Origin of the sequence: Borrelia duttonii Ly, assembly GCF_000019685.1 — a bacterium.
In the GTDB taxonomy this organism is placed as follows: domain Bacteria; phylum Spirochaetota; class Spirochaetia; order Borreliales; family Borreliaceae; genus Borrelia; species Borrelia duttonii.
The window spans coordinates 514,239-529,541 of sequence record NC_011229.1; the positions used below are offsets into that span (position 1 = coordinate 514,239).

At 30.0% G+C, this 15,303-nt stretch carries 24 protein-coding genes; 23 read left to right on the forward strand and 1 reads right to left on the reverse strand.

Going from position 1 to position 15,303, the window contains the following annotated elements:
- The 20 genes from rpsQ to BDU_RS02530 all read left to right on the forward strand — a co-directional run bounded on the left by rpsQ (nucleotide 1) and on the right by BDU_RS02530 (nucleotide 11,190).
- Entirely contained in the window at nucleotides 1-255 is a 255-nt protein-coding gene (rpsQ, locus tag BDU_RS02435; RefSeq protein ID WP_012538241.1) for a 30S ribosomal protein S17, read from the forward strand.
- A gap of 47 nt (nucleotides 256-302) precedes the next feature.
- Nucleotides 303-671, forward strand: a complete 369-nt coding sequence (rplN, locus tag BDU_RS02440) for a 50S ribosomal protein L14 (RefSeq protein ID WP_012538242.1) — start codon at nucleotides 303-305, stop codon at nucleotides 669-671.
- A 10-nt stretch (nucleotides 672-681) separates the two neighbouring features.
- Nucleotides 682-987, forward strand: coding sequence for a 50S ribosomal protein L24 (gene rplX / locus BDU_RS02445; RefSeq protein ID WP_012538243.1), 306 nt, complete (start codon nucleotides 682-684; stop codon nucleotides 985-987).
- A gap of 3 nt (nucleotides 988-990) precedes the next feature.
- Entirely contained in the window at nucleotides 991-1,539 is a 549-nt protein-coding gene (gene rplE, locus BDU_RS02450) for a 50S ribosomal protein L5 (RefSeq protein WP_012538244.1), read from the forward strand.
- Between the two features lie 14 nt (nucleotides 1,540-1,553).
- Nucleotides 1,554-1,739: a type Z 30S ribosomal protein S14 gene (locus BDU_RS02455; RefSeq protein WP_012538245.1), complete on the forward strand. Its 186-nt coding sequence runs from the start codon at nucleotides 1,554-1,556 to the stop codon at nucleotides 1,737-1,739.
- A gap of 9 nt (nucleotides 1,740-1,748) precedes the next feature.
- Complete coding sequence (rpsH, locus tag BDU_RS02460) at nucleotides 1,749-2,147, forward strand: 30S ribosomal protein S8 (protein WP_012538246.1); 399 nt, start codon at nucleotides 1,749-1,751, stop codon at nucleotides 2,145-2,147.
- Between the two features lie 19 nt (nucleotides 2,148-2,166).
- Nucleotides 2,167-2,709 (forward strand): 50S ribosomal protein L6, encoded by a 543-nt coding sequence (gene rplF, locus BDU_RS02465; RefSeq protein WP_012538247.1) that lies wholly within the window; start codon nucleotides 2,167-2,169, stop codon nucleotides 2,707-2,709.
- A 17-nt stretch (nucleotides 2,710-2,726) separates the two neighbouring features.
- Entirely contained in the window at nucleotides 2,727-3,086 is a 360-nt protein-coding gene (gene rplR / locus BDU_RS02470) for a 50S ribosomal protein L18 (protein WP_012538248.1), read from the forward strand.
- 11 nt (nucleotides 3,087-3,097) lie between these two features.
- Complete coding sequence (gene rpsE, locus BDU_RS02475; RefSeq protein ID WP_012538249.1) at nucleotides 3,098-3,592, forward strand: 30S ribosomal protein S5; 495 nt, start codon at nucleotides 3,098-3,100, stop codon at nucleotides 3,590-3,592.
- Between the two features lie 3 nt (nucleotides 3,593-3,595).
- Nucleotides 3,596-3,907 carry a 50S ribosomal protein L30 gene (gene rpmD / locus BDU_RS02480; protein WP_012538250.1) on the forward strand — a complete coding sequence of 104 codons (312 nt, stop codon included), beginning with the start codon at nucleotides 3,596-3,598 and terminating at the stop codon, nucleotides 3,905-3,907.
- Nucleotides 3,900-4,337: a 50S ribosomal protein L15 gene (gene rplO, locus BDU_RS02485; protein WP_012538251.1), complete on the forward strand. Its 438-nt coding sequence runs from the start codon at nucleotides 3,900-3,902 to the stop codon at nucleotides 4,335-4,337. The genes rpmD and rplO overlap by 8 nt, the downstream gene beginning before the upstream one ends.
- 12 nt (nucleotides 4,338-4,349) lie before the next feature.
- A complete protein-coding gene (gene secY / locus BDU_RS02490; protein ID WP_012538252.1) occupies nucleotides 4,350-5,654 on the forward strand; it encodes a preprotein translocase subunit SecY in 1,305 nt (434 codons plus the stop codon).
- Between the two features lie 9 nt (nucleotides 5,655-5,663).
- Nucleotides 5,664-5,777 (forward strand): 50S ribosomal protein L36, encoded by a 114-nt coding sequence (gene rpmJ / locus BDU_RS02495; protein WP_002557090.1) that lies wholly within the window; start codon nucleotides 5,664-5,666, stop codon nucleotides 5,775-5,777.
- Between the two features lie 9 nt (nucleotides 5,778-5,786).
- Nucleotides 5,787-6,164, forward strand: a complete 378-nt coding sequence (rpsM, locus tag BDU_RS02500) for a 30S ribosomal protein S13 (RefSeq protein ID WP_012538253.1) — start codon at nucleotides 5,787-5,789, stop codon at nucleotides 6,162-6,164.
- Nucleotides 6,165-6,194: 30 nt separating this feature from the next.
- On the forward strand, nucleotides 6,195-6,584 hold the full coding sequence (rpsK, locus tag BDU_RS02505) for a 30S ribosomal protein S11 (protein WP_012538254.1): 390 nt from the start codon (nucleotides 6,195-6,197) through the stop codon (nucleotides 6,582-6,584).
- Between the two features lie 15 nt (nucleotides 6,585-6,599).
- On the forward strand, nucleotides 6,600-7,631 hold the full coding sequence (locus BDU_RS02510; protein ID WP_012538255.1) for a DNA-directed RNA polymerase subunit alpha: 1,032 nt from the start codon (nucleotides 6,600-6,602) through the stop codon (nucleotides 7,629-7,631).
- 18 nt (nucleotides 7,632-7,649) lie between these two features.
- Entirely contained in the window at nucleotides 7,650-8,021 is a 372-nt protein-coding gene (gene rplQ / locus BDU_RS02515) for a 50S ribosomal protein L17 (RefSeq protein ID WP_012538256.1), read from the forward strand.
- A 74-nt stretch (nucleotides 8,022-8,095) separates the two neighbouring features.
- A complete protein-coding gene (rny, locus tag BDU_RS02520) occupies nucleotides 8,096-9,637 on the forward strand; it encodes a ribonuclease Y (protein WP_012538257.1) in 1,542 nt (513 codons plus the stop codon).
- Nucleotides 9,627-10,418 carry a TIGR00282 family metallophosphoesterase gene (locus BDU_RS02525; RefSeq protein ID WP_038366789.1) on the forward strand — a complete coding sequence of 264 codons (792 nt, stop codon included), beginning with the start codon at nucleotides 9,627-9,629 and terminating at the stop codon, nucleotides 10,416-10,418. The genes rny and BDU_RS02525 overlap by 11 nt, the downstream gene beginning before the upstream one ends.
- On the forward strand, nucleotides 10,399-11,190 hold the full coding sequence (locus tag BDU_RS02530; RefSeq protein WP_012538259.1) for a TlyA family RNA methyltransferase: 792 nt from the start codon (nucleotides 10,399-10,401) through the stop codon (nucleotides 11,188-11,190). Before BDU_RS02525 ends, BDU_RS02530 begins: the two co-directional genes overlap by 20 nt.
- On the opposite strand, the gene BDU_RS02535 is transcribed toward BDU_RS02530, so the two are convergent.
- Complete coding sequence (locus BDU_RS02535; RefSeq protein WP_049752256.1) at nucleotides 11,187-11,885, reverse strand: GerMN domain-containing protein; 699 nt, start codon at nucleotides 11,883-11,885, stop codon at nucleotides 11,187-11,189. The genes BDU_RS02530 and BDU_RS02535 overlap by 4 nt on opposite strands.
- 158 nt (nucleotides 11,886-12,043) lie before the next feature.
- Between BDU_RS02535 and der the strand changes: the two genes are divergently transcribed.
- Genes der through BDU_RS02550 form a run of 3 tightly spaced genes read left to right on the forward strand, consistent with a single transcriptional unit; the run spans nucleotide 12,044 to nucleotide 15,287 of the window.
- Nucleotides 12,044-13,345 (forward strand): ribosome biogenesis GTPase Der, encoded by a 1,302-nt coding sequence (gene der / locus BDU_RS02540; RefSeq protein ID WP_041177783.1) that lies wholly within the window; start codon nucleotides 12,044-12,046, stop codon nucleotides 13,343-13,345.
- Nucleotides 13,342-14,595, forward strand: a complete 1,254-nt coding sequence (locus tag BDU_RS02545) for a hypothetical protein (RefSeq protein ID WP_012538262.1) — start codon at nucleotides 13,342-13,344, stop codon at nucleotides 14,593-14,595. The genes der and BDU_RS02545 overlap by 4 nt, the downstream gene beginning before the upstream one ends.
- Nucleotides 14,596-14,600: 5 nt before the next feature.
- On the forward strand, nucleotides 14,601-15,287 hold the full coding sequence (locus BDU_RS02550) for an HAD family hydrolase (RefSeq protein ID WP_012538263.1): 687 nt from the start codon (nucleotides 14,601-14,603) through the stop codon (nucleotides 15,285-15,287).
- Nucleotides 15,288-15,303: the final 16 nt, after the last annotated feature.

A 15,303-nucleotide genomic window follows, 5' to 3' on the forward strand; every position in this document is an offset into this window, starting at 1 on the left:
ATGGCAAGGGAAAATAAGAAAGAACTGATTGGAAAGGTTGTTAGTGATAAAATGAGCAAAACAGTAGTTGTTGAGATTGTTCAAAGAAAAATGCATCCTATCTATCATAAGTACTTAAAAGTTAGCAGAAGAGTTAAGGCGCATGATGAGAGAGAGGAATCGAAACTTGGTGATAAGGTGAAAATTGTTGAATCCCGACCTATTAGTAAAGAGAAAAGATGGAGACTTATTGAAATTTTGGAGAGATCAAAATAATTTCGATTATTTTTATATTAGAAATACAGAGATAGAGGAGATTAATTATGGTACAGATGCAGACATATTTAACTGTTGCTGATAATACAGGTGGTAAAATAGCACAATGCATAAAAGTTCTTGGTGGAAGCAAGAGGCGATATGCTAAGGTTGGAGACATAATAGTTATTGCTGTAAAGCAAGCAATTCCTAACTCTCCTGTTAAGAAAGGAGATGTGCATAAAGCCGTAATTATTAGAACGTCTAAAGAGATAAGACGTAAGAATGGCACTTATGTTCGATTTGATGACAATGCATGTGTTATACTTGATGCTAATTTAAATCCAAGGGGTAAGAGAGTTTTTGGACCCGTTGCAAGAGAGCTAAGGGATGCTAATTTTATGAAAGTTGTCTCTTTGGCGTCAGAGGTGATATAAGGGGCTATTTATGAAAACAAAGTTGAGAGTTGGTGATAAAGTAAAGATCCTTTGTGGTAAAGATAGAGGTAAAGTTGGTGAAATTGCTAGCATAGATAGAAAAAAGTTTAAAGTTACTGTTAAATCTTGTAATATGATTAAGAAGGTTATAAAGGCAAGAACTCCTCAAGAGAAAGGAAAAATAATTGATAAGGAAGCACCTATGGATATTTCAAATGTGATGTTATTTTCTAATGGTGTGATTTCAAGAGTAGGAATTAAATTTGAGAATAATGAGAAAAAGAGATATCTTAAAAAAAGTGGGGAGAATGTTTAGATTATGAGTTATATTCCTGAGTTGAAGAGGCGTTATAGAGATAATATTGTAAAAGAACTTGTTAGCGAATTTCAATATAAATCTATTATGCAAGCTCCAAAAATAGAAAAAATTGTTGTTTCTATGGGTGTAGGTGATGCTGTTAAGAATAAAAAGCTTTTAGATTCAGCTGTTATGGAACTTAGTCAGATTACTGGACAGAAAGCTGTAAAGACAAAGGCTAAAAAAGCTATTTCTGGATTTAAGATTAGACAAGGTCAAGAAATAGGTGCTAAAGTTACACTTCGTGGTAACATGATGTATGAATTTTTATATAAGCTTGTTAATTTAGCATTGCCTCGTGTTAAAGATTTTAGAGGTATAAATGGCAATGCTTTTGATGGGAATGGCAATTGTTCTTTTGGAATAGCAGAGCAAATAATATTTTCTGAGATAGATTATGATAAAATAGAGAGGATATCTGGGTTGAATGTTACAATAGTAACCACGGCTTTAAACGATAAGGAAGGTAAAGCTTTGCTTGCTAAGTTTGGTATGCCATTTAGTAATTAAAGGAGTTTTTATTTATGGCTAAAAAATCAATGATAGTTAAGGCCTTACGAAAGCCAAAATATAAAACGAGACAAAAAAATAGGTGTAAGTTATGTGGACGTCCTAAGGGCTATATGAGAGATTTTAGTATGTGTCGTATATGTTTTAGGAATCATGCATCTGCAGGATTGATTCCTGGTGTCTCAAAGTCAAGTTGGTAAGGAGAATTTATGGCTGTTACACATTCAGTGGGAGATATGTTAACTAAGATAAGAAATGCGAGCAGGGTGAAACATGAGTCTGTAGATTTAAAGATGTCTAAAATAAATAGGTCTATATTAGATATTCTTAAGGAAGAAGGATATATTAAAAATTATAATATTTTTGATAAAAAAGGTATTCCTTTTATTAAGGCAATGTTGAATTATGATGGTAAGAGAAATCCGGCTATAAATAGAATAGATGCTATTTCAACTCCTGGGAGAAAAGTTTATTCTTCATACAAAAATATGCCAAGAATCAAAAATGGATATGGCATATTAATAGTGTCGTCTTCAAAAGGTGTTATTACTGGCAAGCAAGCCAAAGATAATAAAGTAGGTGGTGAGCTAATCTGCTCAGTTTGGTAAGGTTAAGAGGTAGGTAAATATGTCACGTATTGGTAAACTTCCTATAAAGATCGCTGATTCTGTTAAAGTTGATATTAAGGATAATTTTATAACAGTTGAAGGTAAAAGGGGTAAATTAAGTCAAGAGATAAATAGTAGCATTCGGGTTAAAATTGAAGACAACAATATTATTGTTGAGAGAGCTTTTAATGATAAACAGACAAGAGCTTTTCATGGACTTTATAGAAGCTTGATTTTTAATATGGTTAAGGGAGTATCAGATGGGTTTTCAAAATCTCTTACTATTAATGGTATAGGATATAGGGTTGAACAACAAGGTAATAGTCTATTTTTTAATTTGGGATACTCAACTCAGTTTGAATATGTAATTCCTGAAGGAATTAATATTCGCCTTGATGGTAATACTAAAATTGCTGTTGAAGGTATAGATAAATGTAGGGTTGGCCAGGTTGCTGCAGAGATTAGAAGCTTAAAAGTTCCAGAGCCTTATAAAGGTAAGGGAATTAAATATGATAATGAAGTAATCAGACGAAAAGTAGGAAAATCAGGAGTAAAGAAGTAGGTTTTAGGTGAATTTTTATGAAAAAAGTGAAAGAAGCTGAAAAAAGAAATATAAAGCGTAAAAAAAGAATAAGAGATAGAATTGGATTTGGTGTCGCAGAGAGACCTAGAGTTACAATTTTCAAATCTAATAAATATTTTTATGCTCAAGTCATTGATGATATAGTAGGTCATACTCTTGCAAGTGTTTCTACTATTGAAAAGGAGCTTAGTTTGAACAAAAATATTAGTGATGTAAAGAAACTAGGTGAAGTTCTTGCAAAAAGACTAAAAGATAAAAATATCAGTAAGCTTATATTCGATAGAAATGGTTATAAATATCATGGGCTTATTGCAGGTTTTGCAACTGCTTTGCGTGAAGCTGGTATTGATGTTTAGGGGGAATTATAGTGGAATCTCAAGTTCATAAAAAGCAAATAGAAAAATTAATATCACTAAATAGAGTTACTAAAGTTGTAAAGGGTGGGAGAAGATTTTCTTTTTCTGCATTTATGGTTGTTGGTGATGGTGAGGGTAAGGTTGGCTGGGGTTTTGGAAAGGCTAATGATGCTAGTGATGCAATAAAAAAAAGTTTAACGAATGCTAGGAAGAATTTAAAAACCGTTCCTATTAAAAAAGGTACTCTTCCTAATATGGTCATTGGGAATTTTAAGAAGGCTAAGGTTTTAATTAAGCCTGCAACTCAAGGTACTGGTATTATTGCGGGTGGGCCTGTTCGTGCTGTCATGGAAGCTTTGGGAGTACATGATATTTTAAGTAAATCTCTTGGTTCAAATAATTCTATGAATGTAGTAAAAGCAACTTTTAAAGCATTTGAGTTAGTGTTAGATGCTAGGAAAATAGCTCATATAAGAGGTAAGACTTTAAGAACGTTATGGAGTTAATATATGATTAAGAGAAAATTGCGACTTCAGCTTAAGAAAATTAGATTTAAAGCTGCAAGGTCTAGATTTAAAAATAAGGCTTTTATTAAAAGAATGGAATATAATAGAGAAGTTATTGCTAAGAGTGATATTAAGGTTGAAGTTGAACTTAGGAGAAGTCTTATTGGAAAATCGGATAGTAAAGTGAAGACATTAAAGGCTTTAGGTCTAAAGAGAATAGGAGATAAAAGAATTCATATTTTAAATAAATCTCTTCAGGGAATGCTTAATAGTGTAATTAGCATGGTTTTTATAAGTGAGGTGACAGATGATTAAGCTAAAGAGACCTTTAGGGGCTAATAAATCTAAAAAAATTGTTGGTAGAGGTCAAGGATCTGGTCTTGGTAAAACTTCTGGTAGAGGACAGAAAGGACAAAAAGCTAGAAATAGTTCACCAAGAATTGGCTTTGAAGGAGGTCAAACTCCTCTTTATAGAAGACTGCCAAGGCGAGGCTTTTCTAATCATGATTATAAGATAAGATATGAGGTTGTAGGACTTGGTGATATAGATAGAAAGTTTGAAACCGGTGATTTAGTAAATTATGATACTTTATTTCAAAAAGGGCTTGTAAATAAAAATAAAAAAAATATTAAGATTTTAGCTAATGGTGAACTTACTAAAAAGGTAAATTTTGAAATTTCTCGTATTTCAAAATTTGCTGAAGAGTTGGCAACAAAAATTGGCTGCAGTATAAAATTGATCTAGAATGGTAATGAAATGAAAGGTTTGTTTTTAAATTTATTGACGATTAAAGATTTAAGGAGCAAATTTTTATTTACTCTATTTATTCTTTTTATTTTTAGAGTGGGTTCATATTTGCCAATTCCAGGAATAGATCCTGTGGCTCTTAGAAGTTATTTTAAATCTCAATCGGATTTTTCAATTACTAATTATTTTGATTTTTTCTCAGGTGGTGCTTTTAGTAATTTTTCCATATTTATGCTTAGCATAGGTCCTTATATTTCAGCATCAATTATTATCCAACTTCTTGTTTATTCTTTCCCTTCTTTAAAAAAAATGCAAGAAGGGGATAATGGACGGAAGAAAATAAAAAAATATACGAAATATTTAACTATTGTTGCAGCAATGGCTCAAGGATATGCTACTAGTCTTTATGCTAAGAGTATTCCAGGGGCATTGAATATACCTTTTTATAGATATATTTTTGTTGCTATTTTAACAGTTACTACTGGTACTTTTGTTCTTTTATGGCTTGGAGAACAAATTAATCAGAGAGGAATTGGAAATGGTGTGTCTTTAATAATATTCTCAGGGATAGTAGTGAGATTGCAGGCAGCTTTGTTTAATTTATTTCAAAGTATGAGAGATCCATCTCAAAATATCAATCCTGTTTTTGTAATATTAGTGTTAAGTATTTTTATTTTGGTTGTTATATTAATTATATATGAATACAAAGCACAAAGACGTATTTCTATTCATTATGCGAGGGCAAATTCAAAAAATACTGTTAGTTCATATTTGCCAATTAAGCTTAATCCTTCAGGTGTTTTGCCTGTTATTTTTGCATCTGTACTTATTACTTTACCTTTGCAAATTTTAAGTGGATTTGCTGGTACTTCTGTTCTATCAAGACAAATTTTATCTTATTTAAGACCTAATGGGCTTTATTATACGTTGTTGAACGTATGTTTAATAATAGGATTTACATATTTTTATTCCAAAATACAATTAAGTCCAAAAGATATAAGTAATAATATTCTAAAGAATGGTGGTACTATTCCGGGTATCAAGGCAGATGAGATGGAAGCTTATTTGGATAAAATTATGAATAGAACATTATTCTCAGGCTCTATTTTTTTATCCATGATTGCAATTATTCCTTTTTTAGTGCAAAATATTTTTAGATTTCCTTATGATGTCTCAAGAATTATGGGTAGTTCTTCGTTGCTTATCATGGTAGGAGTAGCGCTTGATACATTAATTCAGATTGATGCATATTTAAAGACTCAAGGATTGTCACGTGGGCCTGGTAAAAAATATGCATTTTTACAGAAAATTTAGGAGTGATTTATGAAAGTTAGGGTTAGTGTCAAGCCAATTTGTGAAAAATGTAAAGTAATAAAGAGGAAAGGTGTTTTAAGAATTATTTGTGATAATCTTAAACATAAGCAAAGACAAAAATAAGGGGAAAAAATGGCTAGAATAGCAGGAATAGATTTGCCAAATAATAAGCAACTTCAAATTGCTCTTACTTCTATCTATGGAATAGGAAGATCTAGAGCTTTAGAAATTTGCAAAAAAACAGGTATTTTGCCAGAAAAGAGAGCTAAAGATTTAGACAATGAAGAAGTTAATAAGCTTAGAAAGATAATTGAGAGTGACTATGTTGTTGAGGGAAAGCTTAGAAGTGAATTAGCTATGTCTATTAAAAGGCTTATGGATATTGCATGTTATAGAGGACTTCGGCATAGAAAAGGGTTGCCCTTAAGAGGTCAGAGAACCAAAACTAATGCAAGAACTAGGAAAGGAAAGAGAAAAACTGTGGCTAATAAAAAGATAGCCGCTAAATAAGGTTGTTTTATTGATGGAGGAGGGAGAAATTTGAGTGCGAAAGTATCAACTAATAAAAGAAAGGTAAAAAGAAGTATTGGTGAGGGTAATGTTTATATACAGGCTACTTTTAATAATACAATTGTAACTGTGTCAGACATAAGAGGAAATACTTTAGCTTGGGCAAGTGCAGGTGGAATGGGCTTTAAAGGTGCTAAAAAGTCAACCCCTTATGCTGCTCAAATGACAGCAGAGGCAGCTTTAGGAAAGGTAAAGGATTTTGGTATTAATTATGTTCATGTTTTTGTTAAAGGTCCAGGAATTGGTAGAGAATCTGCCATACGAGCTGTTGGATCATCAGGTATCATTGTTAAGTCAATCTCAGATGTTACTCCAATACCACATAATGGGTGTAGACCCAAAAAAACCAGACGAGTTTAGTTAGAGGAGCTATTAATGTCTTTAGGAAAGCTTTTAAAAGATTTTACTATACCTGATAGGATTGAATTTGTGAGGGGAGAGGATGATGGCTCTTATGGAAAATTTATAATATATCCTTTTGAGAAAGGTTTTGGTGTTACTATTGGAAATACTTTAAGACGTGTATTATTGTCTTCTATTGAGGGATATGCTATTTCGGCTATGAGAATTCAATCTAATCAAGAAGAGTCTTTAAAGATTGTTTCAAGTGAATTTGATTTAATCCCTGGAGTTATGGAAGATACTCTTGAAGTAATTGCTAATATTAAAAATGTTCATTTAAAGTTGGATGAAGGAGTTACAAATACAACAATAAATCTTTCTGTTAATGGGAAGGATAATAATGTTTTAAAAGCAGGTCATCTTGAGAGAGAAGGTGTTGAAGTTTTTAATAAAGATTTAGTTATTGCCACACTTTCAAGTGATGCAAATTTAGATTTTGAATTTCAAGTTAATTATGGAAGAGGATATGTTTCTTCTGAACAAAATGCAAAATATTTAGAAGAAGTTAATACTATTGCTCTTGATTCTATATTCTCTCCAATAGAAAAAGTAACATATTCTGTTGAGGATACTAGAGTTGGACAGAGATCTGATTATGATAAACTTGTTATGGAAATTTGGACAACAGGTGTAATTAGTGCTAAGGATGCAATTAAAAAGGCAGCTTCTGTAGTAAGAGAGTTTTTACTTCCATTAGTTAATTTTGAAGATAAAGTTATTCATTCTGTTGATTATGCTGAATTTAGAGATTCTGACATACTTAGTATGAATGTTGAAAAATTAAATTTGTCTGTTAGATCTCTTAACTGTTTAATTAAGGAAAATGTTAAGACTTTAGGGGAACTTATTAGCAAAAGTCCTGTAGAGCTTTCAAAGGCAAGAAATTTTGGAAAAAAGAGTTTAGAAGAGATAGTTGAAAAGCTTAATGCTTATGGGTTATTTTTGGGAATGTCTAAGGTAGAAGCTCTTAAAGTATTAAGTAAACACGATAAAATATCTCATTAAAAGGGAGATCATTTTTATATGAAGACTAAGGTAGGATTTAATAGATTAGATAGAAAATCAAGTCATAGAAAGGCGCTTTTAAAAAATATGGTAATTTCTCTTTTTAGGCATGAGAGAATAACTTCTACTAAGGCAAAATTAAGTGAAGTTAGAAGATTTGCTGAGAAGTTAATTACGAGAGCCAAAGTTGATAGCGTGCATAATAGGAGAGAAATATCAAAATTTATACATGATAAGTATATCCTTAATAAATTATTTACTAAAATTTCCCCTATCTTTAAAGAAAGAAAGGGTGGTTATACTAGGGTTATTAAGCTAGGACAAAGGTATGGAGATGCAGCTGAAATGGCAATTCTGGAACTAGTGGATAAAACCTTAGGAGAAAAGTAATATTCTTTACATATTAAGTTAATCCTTTTAAAGGGTTTATACTTATTTGTTTGTTGGAATAGGGGGGTAATTGTATGTCATATATTACTTTTTCTTCTATTCTTGCTGGTGTCCTAGGTGTTATATTAGGTTTTATAATAAGAATTATTTTAGGTAGATTTTCTTTATTAAATTTAGATAAAAAACTAAAGAAGGTACAAGAAGAAGCAATCTTAGAAATAGAAAATGAAAGAAAACGAGTTATTTCACATGCAAAAGCTCAGATGCTTAAAGATAAAAACCAGCAAGATAGGGAAATAAGAGAGAGAAAAAATGAGGTTTTTAATTTAGAAAAAAGGTTATTACAGAGGGAAGAAACCTTAGATAAAAGAATAGCAGCCCTTGATAAACAGCAAAGTAGAATTGATTTTAAACTTAAAGAATTTGAACAGAAAGAAAAAATAATACGTGAGAAGGAATTATCTCTTGTTAAAAAAATTGAAAATATTGCTGGTCTTACAAAAGATGAAGCAAGAAAGATTGTAATTGAAAAGGTTGAAAATGAATCTAAAAGGGATGCTCAAATTATTATTAATAAGTCTGAACAAGAGGCTCAGCTCTTAGCAGATAAAGTGGCTAAAGATATATTAGTGTCTACTATGCAACGCATAGTAACAGAAGTTAGTTCTGAGTTTACAGTAACTTCTGTTGAACTTCCTAATGATGAGATGAAAGGTAGAATCATTGGTAAAGAAGGGCGTAATATTAGGGTTCTTGAAACATTAATAGGTGCAGATATTATTATTGATGATACTCCAGAGGCTGTTGTGATATCTTGTTTTGATCCAGTAAGAAAAGAAGTAGCAAAAAGAACTCTTGAGAGGCTGATTTCAGATGGGAGAATTCACCCTGCAAGAATTGAGGAGATTGTTTATAGTGTTACTAATGAGATTAACAATATTATTCTTGAGGAAGGTGAAAGGGCAGTATTTGATTTAAATATACATGGATTTGATAAAAGACTGATTAGAGGTCTTGGAAGGCTTTATTTTAGAAGCAGTTATGGTCAGAATGTTTTAAGTCATTCAAAAGAAACAGCTATAATTGGAGAAATTTTAGCTAAAGAGATGAAGTTGGATCCTGTTGTTGTCAAAAGGGCATGTCTTTTGCATGATATTGGAAAAGGAATGGAAAGTATTTCTGAGAATAGTGAGGGACATGCTATTACAGGTGCTGAACTTGCTCAGAGCTGTGGTGAGAGTGATATTGTTGTTAATGCTATTGCTGCACATCATAATGAAATAAAACCTGAGAGCTTTGAGGCTATAGTTGTTCAAATAGCCGATGCTATTTCTGCATCGCGTCCTGGTGCAAGACGTGAGAGTTTAAATAATTATATAACAAGACTTAAGAGACTTGAAGAGATTGCTTATGGATTTGCAGGTGTTCAAAAATGTTATGCAATTCAGGCGGGTCGTGAAGTTAGAATCATTGTTGACAATTTGTTGGTTAATGATGAGAAAGCTACTATGCTTGCAAGAGATATTGCAAAGAAGATAGAAGTTGAAATGCGATATCCTGGAAAGATAAAAGTTACTATTATTCGTGAGACCCGGGTTATTGAATATGCAAGATAGTGATGTTATTAGGACTTTAATAGTTGGAGATATTGTAGGCAATGGAGGACTTAAGAAGATTTTCTTCCATCTTAAGAGTCTTAAGGATAAGTATAATATAGATTTGACAATTGTTAATGGAGAAAATTCTTCTGGTGGTTTTGGGATTACTCCAGAGATAGCTGAAAATCTTTTTAAAACAGGTGTGAATGTGATTACTACGGGTAATCACATTTATGCTGATCCGAGTATAAGGGAGTATTTAAATAAACAGGAATATATATTAAGGCCAAATAATTTTTCAGATTTACTTGAAGGACATGGTCATTGCATTTTAAATGTCAAGGGTGAAAAAGTTGCTGTTATAAATATTCAAGGATTTTTGGGAATGACTTTTATTGTGAAAAATCCTTTTGAAAATGTAAAAAAAGTTATAAATATGATTAAGAATAAGGTTAAGACGATTTTTGTTGATTTTCATGCTGAGAGTAATTATGAAAAGGAAAGTTTTGGATATTTTTTAAATGGATTGGTAACGGGAGTTGTTGGTACTCATACACATATAATGACTTGCGATGAGAGAATCTTGGATAAGGGTACTGCTTATATTACTGATCTTGGTATGACTGGTAGTTTAAATTCTGTAATAGGCTTTAACCCTGAAATTTCTCTTAAAGGGTTACTTGAATATATTTCTTTGCGAACAGAAACTGTTGAGGAAGATGTGATTATACAGGGAGTTGTTATTACTTCTCATTTATACACAGGACGTGCTTTGAAAATTGAGAGAATACAAAAATAGCTTGCTTAATGTTCTTTGTAGGAATTATCCAAGTTTAACAAGAGATGAATTGAGAATCTTAATTGTAACAGGTAGAGTATATGTTAATTCTCACAAGGAAAAAAATCCTAAAGTTTTAGTATTAAAAAATAGTAAGATAGAGCTGGTTGAGAGCAAATCTAAACAGTTTGTTTCAAGAGGGGGAGATAAACTTTTTGAAGCTTTAGAGATATTTAAAATTGTGGTTAAAGATAAAATTTGTGTTGATGTTGGTGCTTCAACCGGTGGTTTTACGGATTGTCTTTTGCAGGAAGGTGCAAAATTAATTTATGCAGTTGATGTTGGATTGAATCAACTTTCTTATAAATTAAGAATTGATCCAAGAGTTAAAGTTTTTGAGAAAACTAATATTTTTAATATTAAAAAATTTGACATTCAACCTAATTTAGCCGTTATTGATGTGTCTTTTAGATCTGTGATTAGCATATGTGCAAATTTAATTGATAAGCTTTCTGATAAACTTATTATTGCGCTTGTTAAGCCTCAATTTGAGCTTAAAGATTTAGATTTAAATATTAGGGATTTTAATGGTATAGTTGAACATAAATATTTAAATGAAATACTAAATAAGGTTATTAAAAAGTTTTATGATAATTATTTACAAATTAAGGGCATATTAAAACTTACAACTAAAGGTCGCAAAGGAAATCAAGAATTTATGTTTTTAGTTTCTAAAAATAGTGGAGTGAATTTGATGCAATCATTGGCATTTCTTGATGATATTGATTTTTAATATTTAGCAAGTTTTGTATTATCTAGTACTCCTGAAAAGTTTAAATTTAGATCTTCAAGTATTATTGGATTGTTTTCAATGCTTAAAGTTATTCCTTTGATACCTTGAATTTCAAGACATGTTGAAATAATTTGTTTTACTTGGTTAATTATTCCTTCTATTCCAAAACTATTTTCATAAAATTCCTTTGATAAATTAATATGAGCAATACCCTCATTAACACTCAAATTTAATATTTGAGTGTTAATAGGAATTAGGCTTAGAAAATTATTTTTAAGTTCATATTCATTTGGTCCATTAAATAGTGCTTTTAATGTTTTCTCAAGAATATTTTTATCGTAATGAATATTTCTTTTGACACCTTGTTTTAAGAAATGTCCTTCAGAAGTGACTTTAATAAAGTGTAGTTTAACTTCTTTTTGATTTTGTAAATGTTTGTGTTCTTGCTCTTGAAGCTCTTCTTTGATTTTTTTTATTTCGGGTGGTTTTATTAAAAATTTTTCATTATTAAGTATTTTTATAGTTTCGCTTTTTGTATTGTCTATCTTTACTTCTATTTCCTTAGGTTTTGCTTTGAGAAGTTCAAAATTGTTGTTAATTTGTTCATTGTTGAATATATTGTTAAGTAGTGAACTTTTAATTATTAGCAATAAGCATATTGCTGTTAAAAATATGGCAAATAATACTAAAAACATATCTACTTGATTAAAGCTGCTTGTTTTGCGCCTGTTGTTCTTTTTTTTTCTTATCAATTGAATATCCGCTTGTAATTGGCATAAAGCTATAATATTTGCTATTATAATATAAATGTCCACATAAAGGAAGAGGTAGATTGACTTTGATTGGTTCTAAAATTCAAAATTATAGCAGTGTTCTTATTGTTGGCAGACCAAATGTTGGCAAGTCTACTTTGTTTAATAAACTTTTAAGTTCAAATAGAAGTATTACGAATGAAGTTTATGGAGTGACTAGAGATTTAGTAAGAGAAATCTGTAAAATAAATTCTTATAAGTTTTATTTGATTGATGCTGGTGGATTTACCCTTTTAAAGGATGAACTTAGTCAGGTTGTGGTTAATAAAGTTATAGGATTGCTTGATAGTGTGGATTTAATTTTACTTGTTTTAGATGTGAATGAGATATTGTTAGAAGATTATGAACTTATTGATAGATTGAGGAAATATAGTGATAAAGTAGTTTTAATATTAAATAAAGTGGATAGTAGTCATAAGGAAGTTTTAGCTTATGAATTTCAAAAATTGGGTTTTAGAAAGAGTTTTTTAGTTAGTGCAACTCATGGAAAGGGAATTAATGATTTAAGGATTTTTTTAAGAGATTCAGTAGGTAAATTATCAGATGATGAGCATATTGATGTTAAAATTGGTATTATAGGTAAGCCAAATTCAGGAAAGTCTACTCTTGTTAATTTTTTGTCAGGAGATGAAGTTTCTATTGTGTCTTCTATGGCTGGTACCACAAGAGATTTTATTAAAGCAAAATTTCAGAGGAATTCTAAGACATTTGAACTTATTGACACGGCTGGAATAAGAAGACGTGCAAGAATAAATGAAATTATTGAACATTATTCTGTAAGTAGGGCTTTAAGAGTAATTGATATGGTGGATGTTGTCTTTTTATTAGTTGATGTTAATGAAGATTTAACATCTCAAGATAAAAAAATTGCTCATTATGCAGCTAAGCGGGGTAAAGGAATTATTATTGTATTTACAAAATGGGATCTTGTAAAATATAGAAGCGGTTATTTTGAGGCTGTAAAGAATCGTGTTAAATTTTTCTTTCCAGTTTTAAATTTTTCTCCTATATTAAAAATATCTGTTCATAATAGAATGGGGTTAGATAATCTGTTTAAGGAGACAATTAAATTAAAAGAGCAACTTGATCTTAAAATAAATACTTCTGATTTAAATAAGATGTTAAATTTGTGGGTTAAGGATTATCATTTGAATTCTTCATATAAAGTTAAATATATAACTCAGATTAGTGTTAATCCTATTAAGTTTATTTTATTTGCAAATAAGATAACCAATTTTCCGAATTCTTATTATAATTATTTAGTAAATAATATTCGTAAAATTGGTTACTATAATGTTCCAATTTTAATAGAACTTAGAGAGAAAACAAGAGAATTAAAGTGAGATATATATTTTTATTTTTAATGGTTGGGAATCTAGGTCTTTTTGCATTTGAAAATTTTTTCTATGATTTTAGTGTTAGATCAAGTTATTCAAACTATTTTAGTTCAAGTGATGATGCTATTAAGATAGAGACAACAAAATATCATATTTTAGATAATTATTATATTGAAGTGTCAAATTCAATAGTGGGAGATTATGTTTACTATTCTTTTTTTAATCGAAAAAATGGCGTATCTTATATTTTTCCAGGTTCTTATGTAATTAAAGTTGGAAAACATGGCATTGAACAAGTGAAAATATTTTTTCTAAATAGATCAGATACTTTTATTAGAATAAAAGCAGGTGATGTGCATTCTAATGCTGATTTTTATTTAATTAATACTTTGATTCATAAAGATATTAAATTGCCTTTTAAAATTAGTGATATTGCTACTGGTTCTTTTATAGAAGTAGTTAGATATATTGATAATTTTATTGATTTTGAGCTTTTTAATCCTAAATATCTTGAAGTTTATGATAATGTTTCTAATATGGTTGATAGTCTGAAGTCATTTTTAAAAATTTCTCCTTTAATGTTTGAAGTACATGATGGGGCGATGAATGAGTTTGGAGAGATGGTATATATTAAAACGGGTGAACCTCAAAGAGAGCCTATAGGATTTAATTGTTCTGGATTTAGTAAGTGGGTTGCAGATTCAATTTATAAGGTAAAAACAGAAAAACTGTTGAAAATAAAGGATCTGAAAGTGAGGCATATTGGGGTTAGAGGTAATGCTTTTACAAAATATCATGAATTTAGTAGGGATCCTTTTTTTGGGCTTGATTGGACGCGTAATATTGCATATAAGCTTCATAATGTTAATGTTAATTTGGATTTATCTAAGATTAAGGAGTTTGATGTAAATAATATTGGATTTTTAAAGTATATTGAAAATCGTGGATATGAGATTGATAATTTAGAGTTTATTTTATATTATTTAGCTGTAAAAGATCCCGGTCATATATATTTAGGATCTCTTAACACGACAATTGATGGATTTCCAGGCAAGATTTTTCATAAACATATTGTGGTTTTGTTTCCTTTTATTGATCAAAATTCTATTTTTAGAGTATCTTTAATGGAAATTAATGATGAAACTTCAATTAAGTCATTGAAGGATAGATATCCAAATTCGTATATTCATTTAGTTAAAGTCAAAGTTCCTAAGCATATATCTGTAGTTTCAATACCAAGAAGGATCAAGAATTAAATATTATGATAAAAGCTGTAGTATTTGATCTTGACGGAACTCTTTATCCTGAGAGAAGTATTAATTTAATAATGTTTCCTGAATTTTTAAAGAATATTAGATTTTTTTTGGCTTTTAAGAAGGTAAGAAAAGAAATAAGGATTTTACAGAGAGGGAAAAGTGTTCCTTCAAGTAGAGATGAATTGGTTTCTAGACAAGTTAATATGCTTGCCAACCGTTTAGGTTTTAATGAAAATAAATGTGAATTTTTATTGAATAAAATATATTATGGTACATCTTTTAGTGATAAATTTAGGAAGATTAAACCATATTCTGGTGTTCATGATTTGATTTATTCTCTTAAATCTAATGGAATAAAATTAGGAGTAATGTCAGATTTTCCGATTGCAACCCGTGTAAGTAATTTATTAAATATTGATGATAGTTTTTGGGATATTCTCTATTCATCAGAAGATACTGGTTATTTAAAACCAAATAAAGTAGCTTTTTTAAGAATTTTAGATGAACTAGGTTTAGATAATAAGCATGTTTTATATGTTGGAAATTCTTATGAGTATGATATTTTAGGAGCTAATAGCTTGTGTATGCAAACAGCTTATCTTTCTAAGAAAAAATTACTTAAAGATATGAAGTGTGATTTTATTTTTAGTGATTATAAAGACTTGCAAAGATATATACTTTTAAATATATAAGTATGGGTAAAAGATT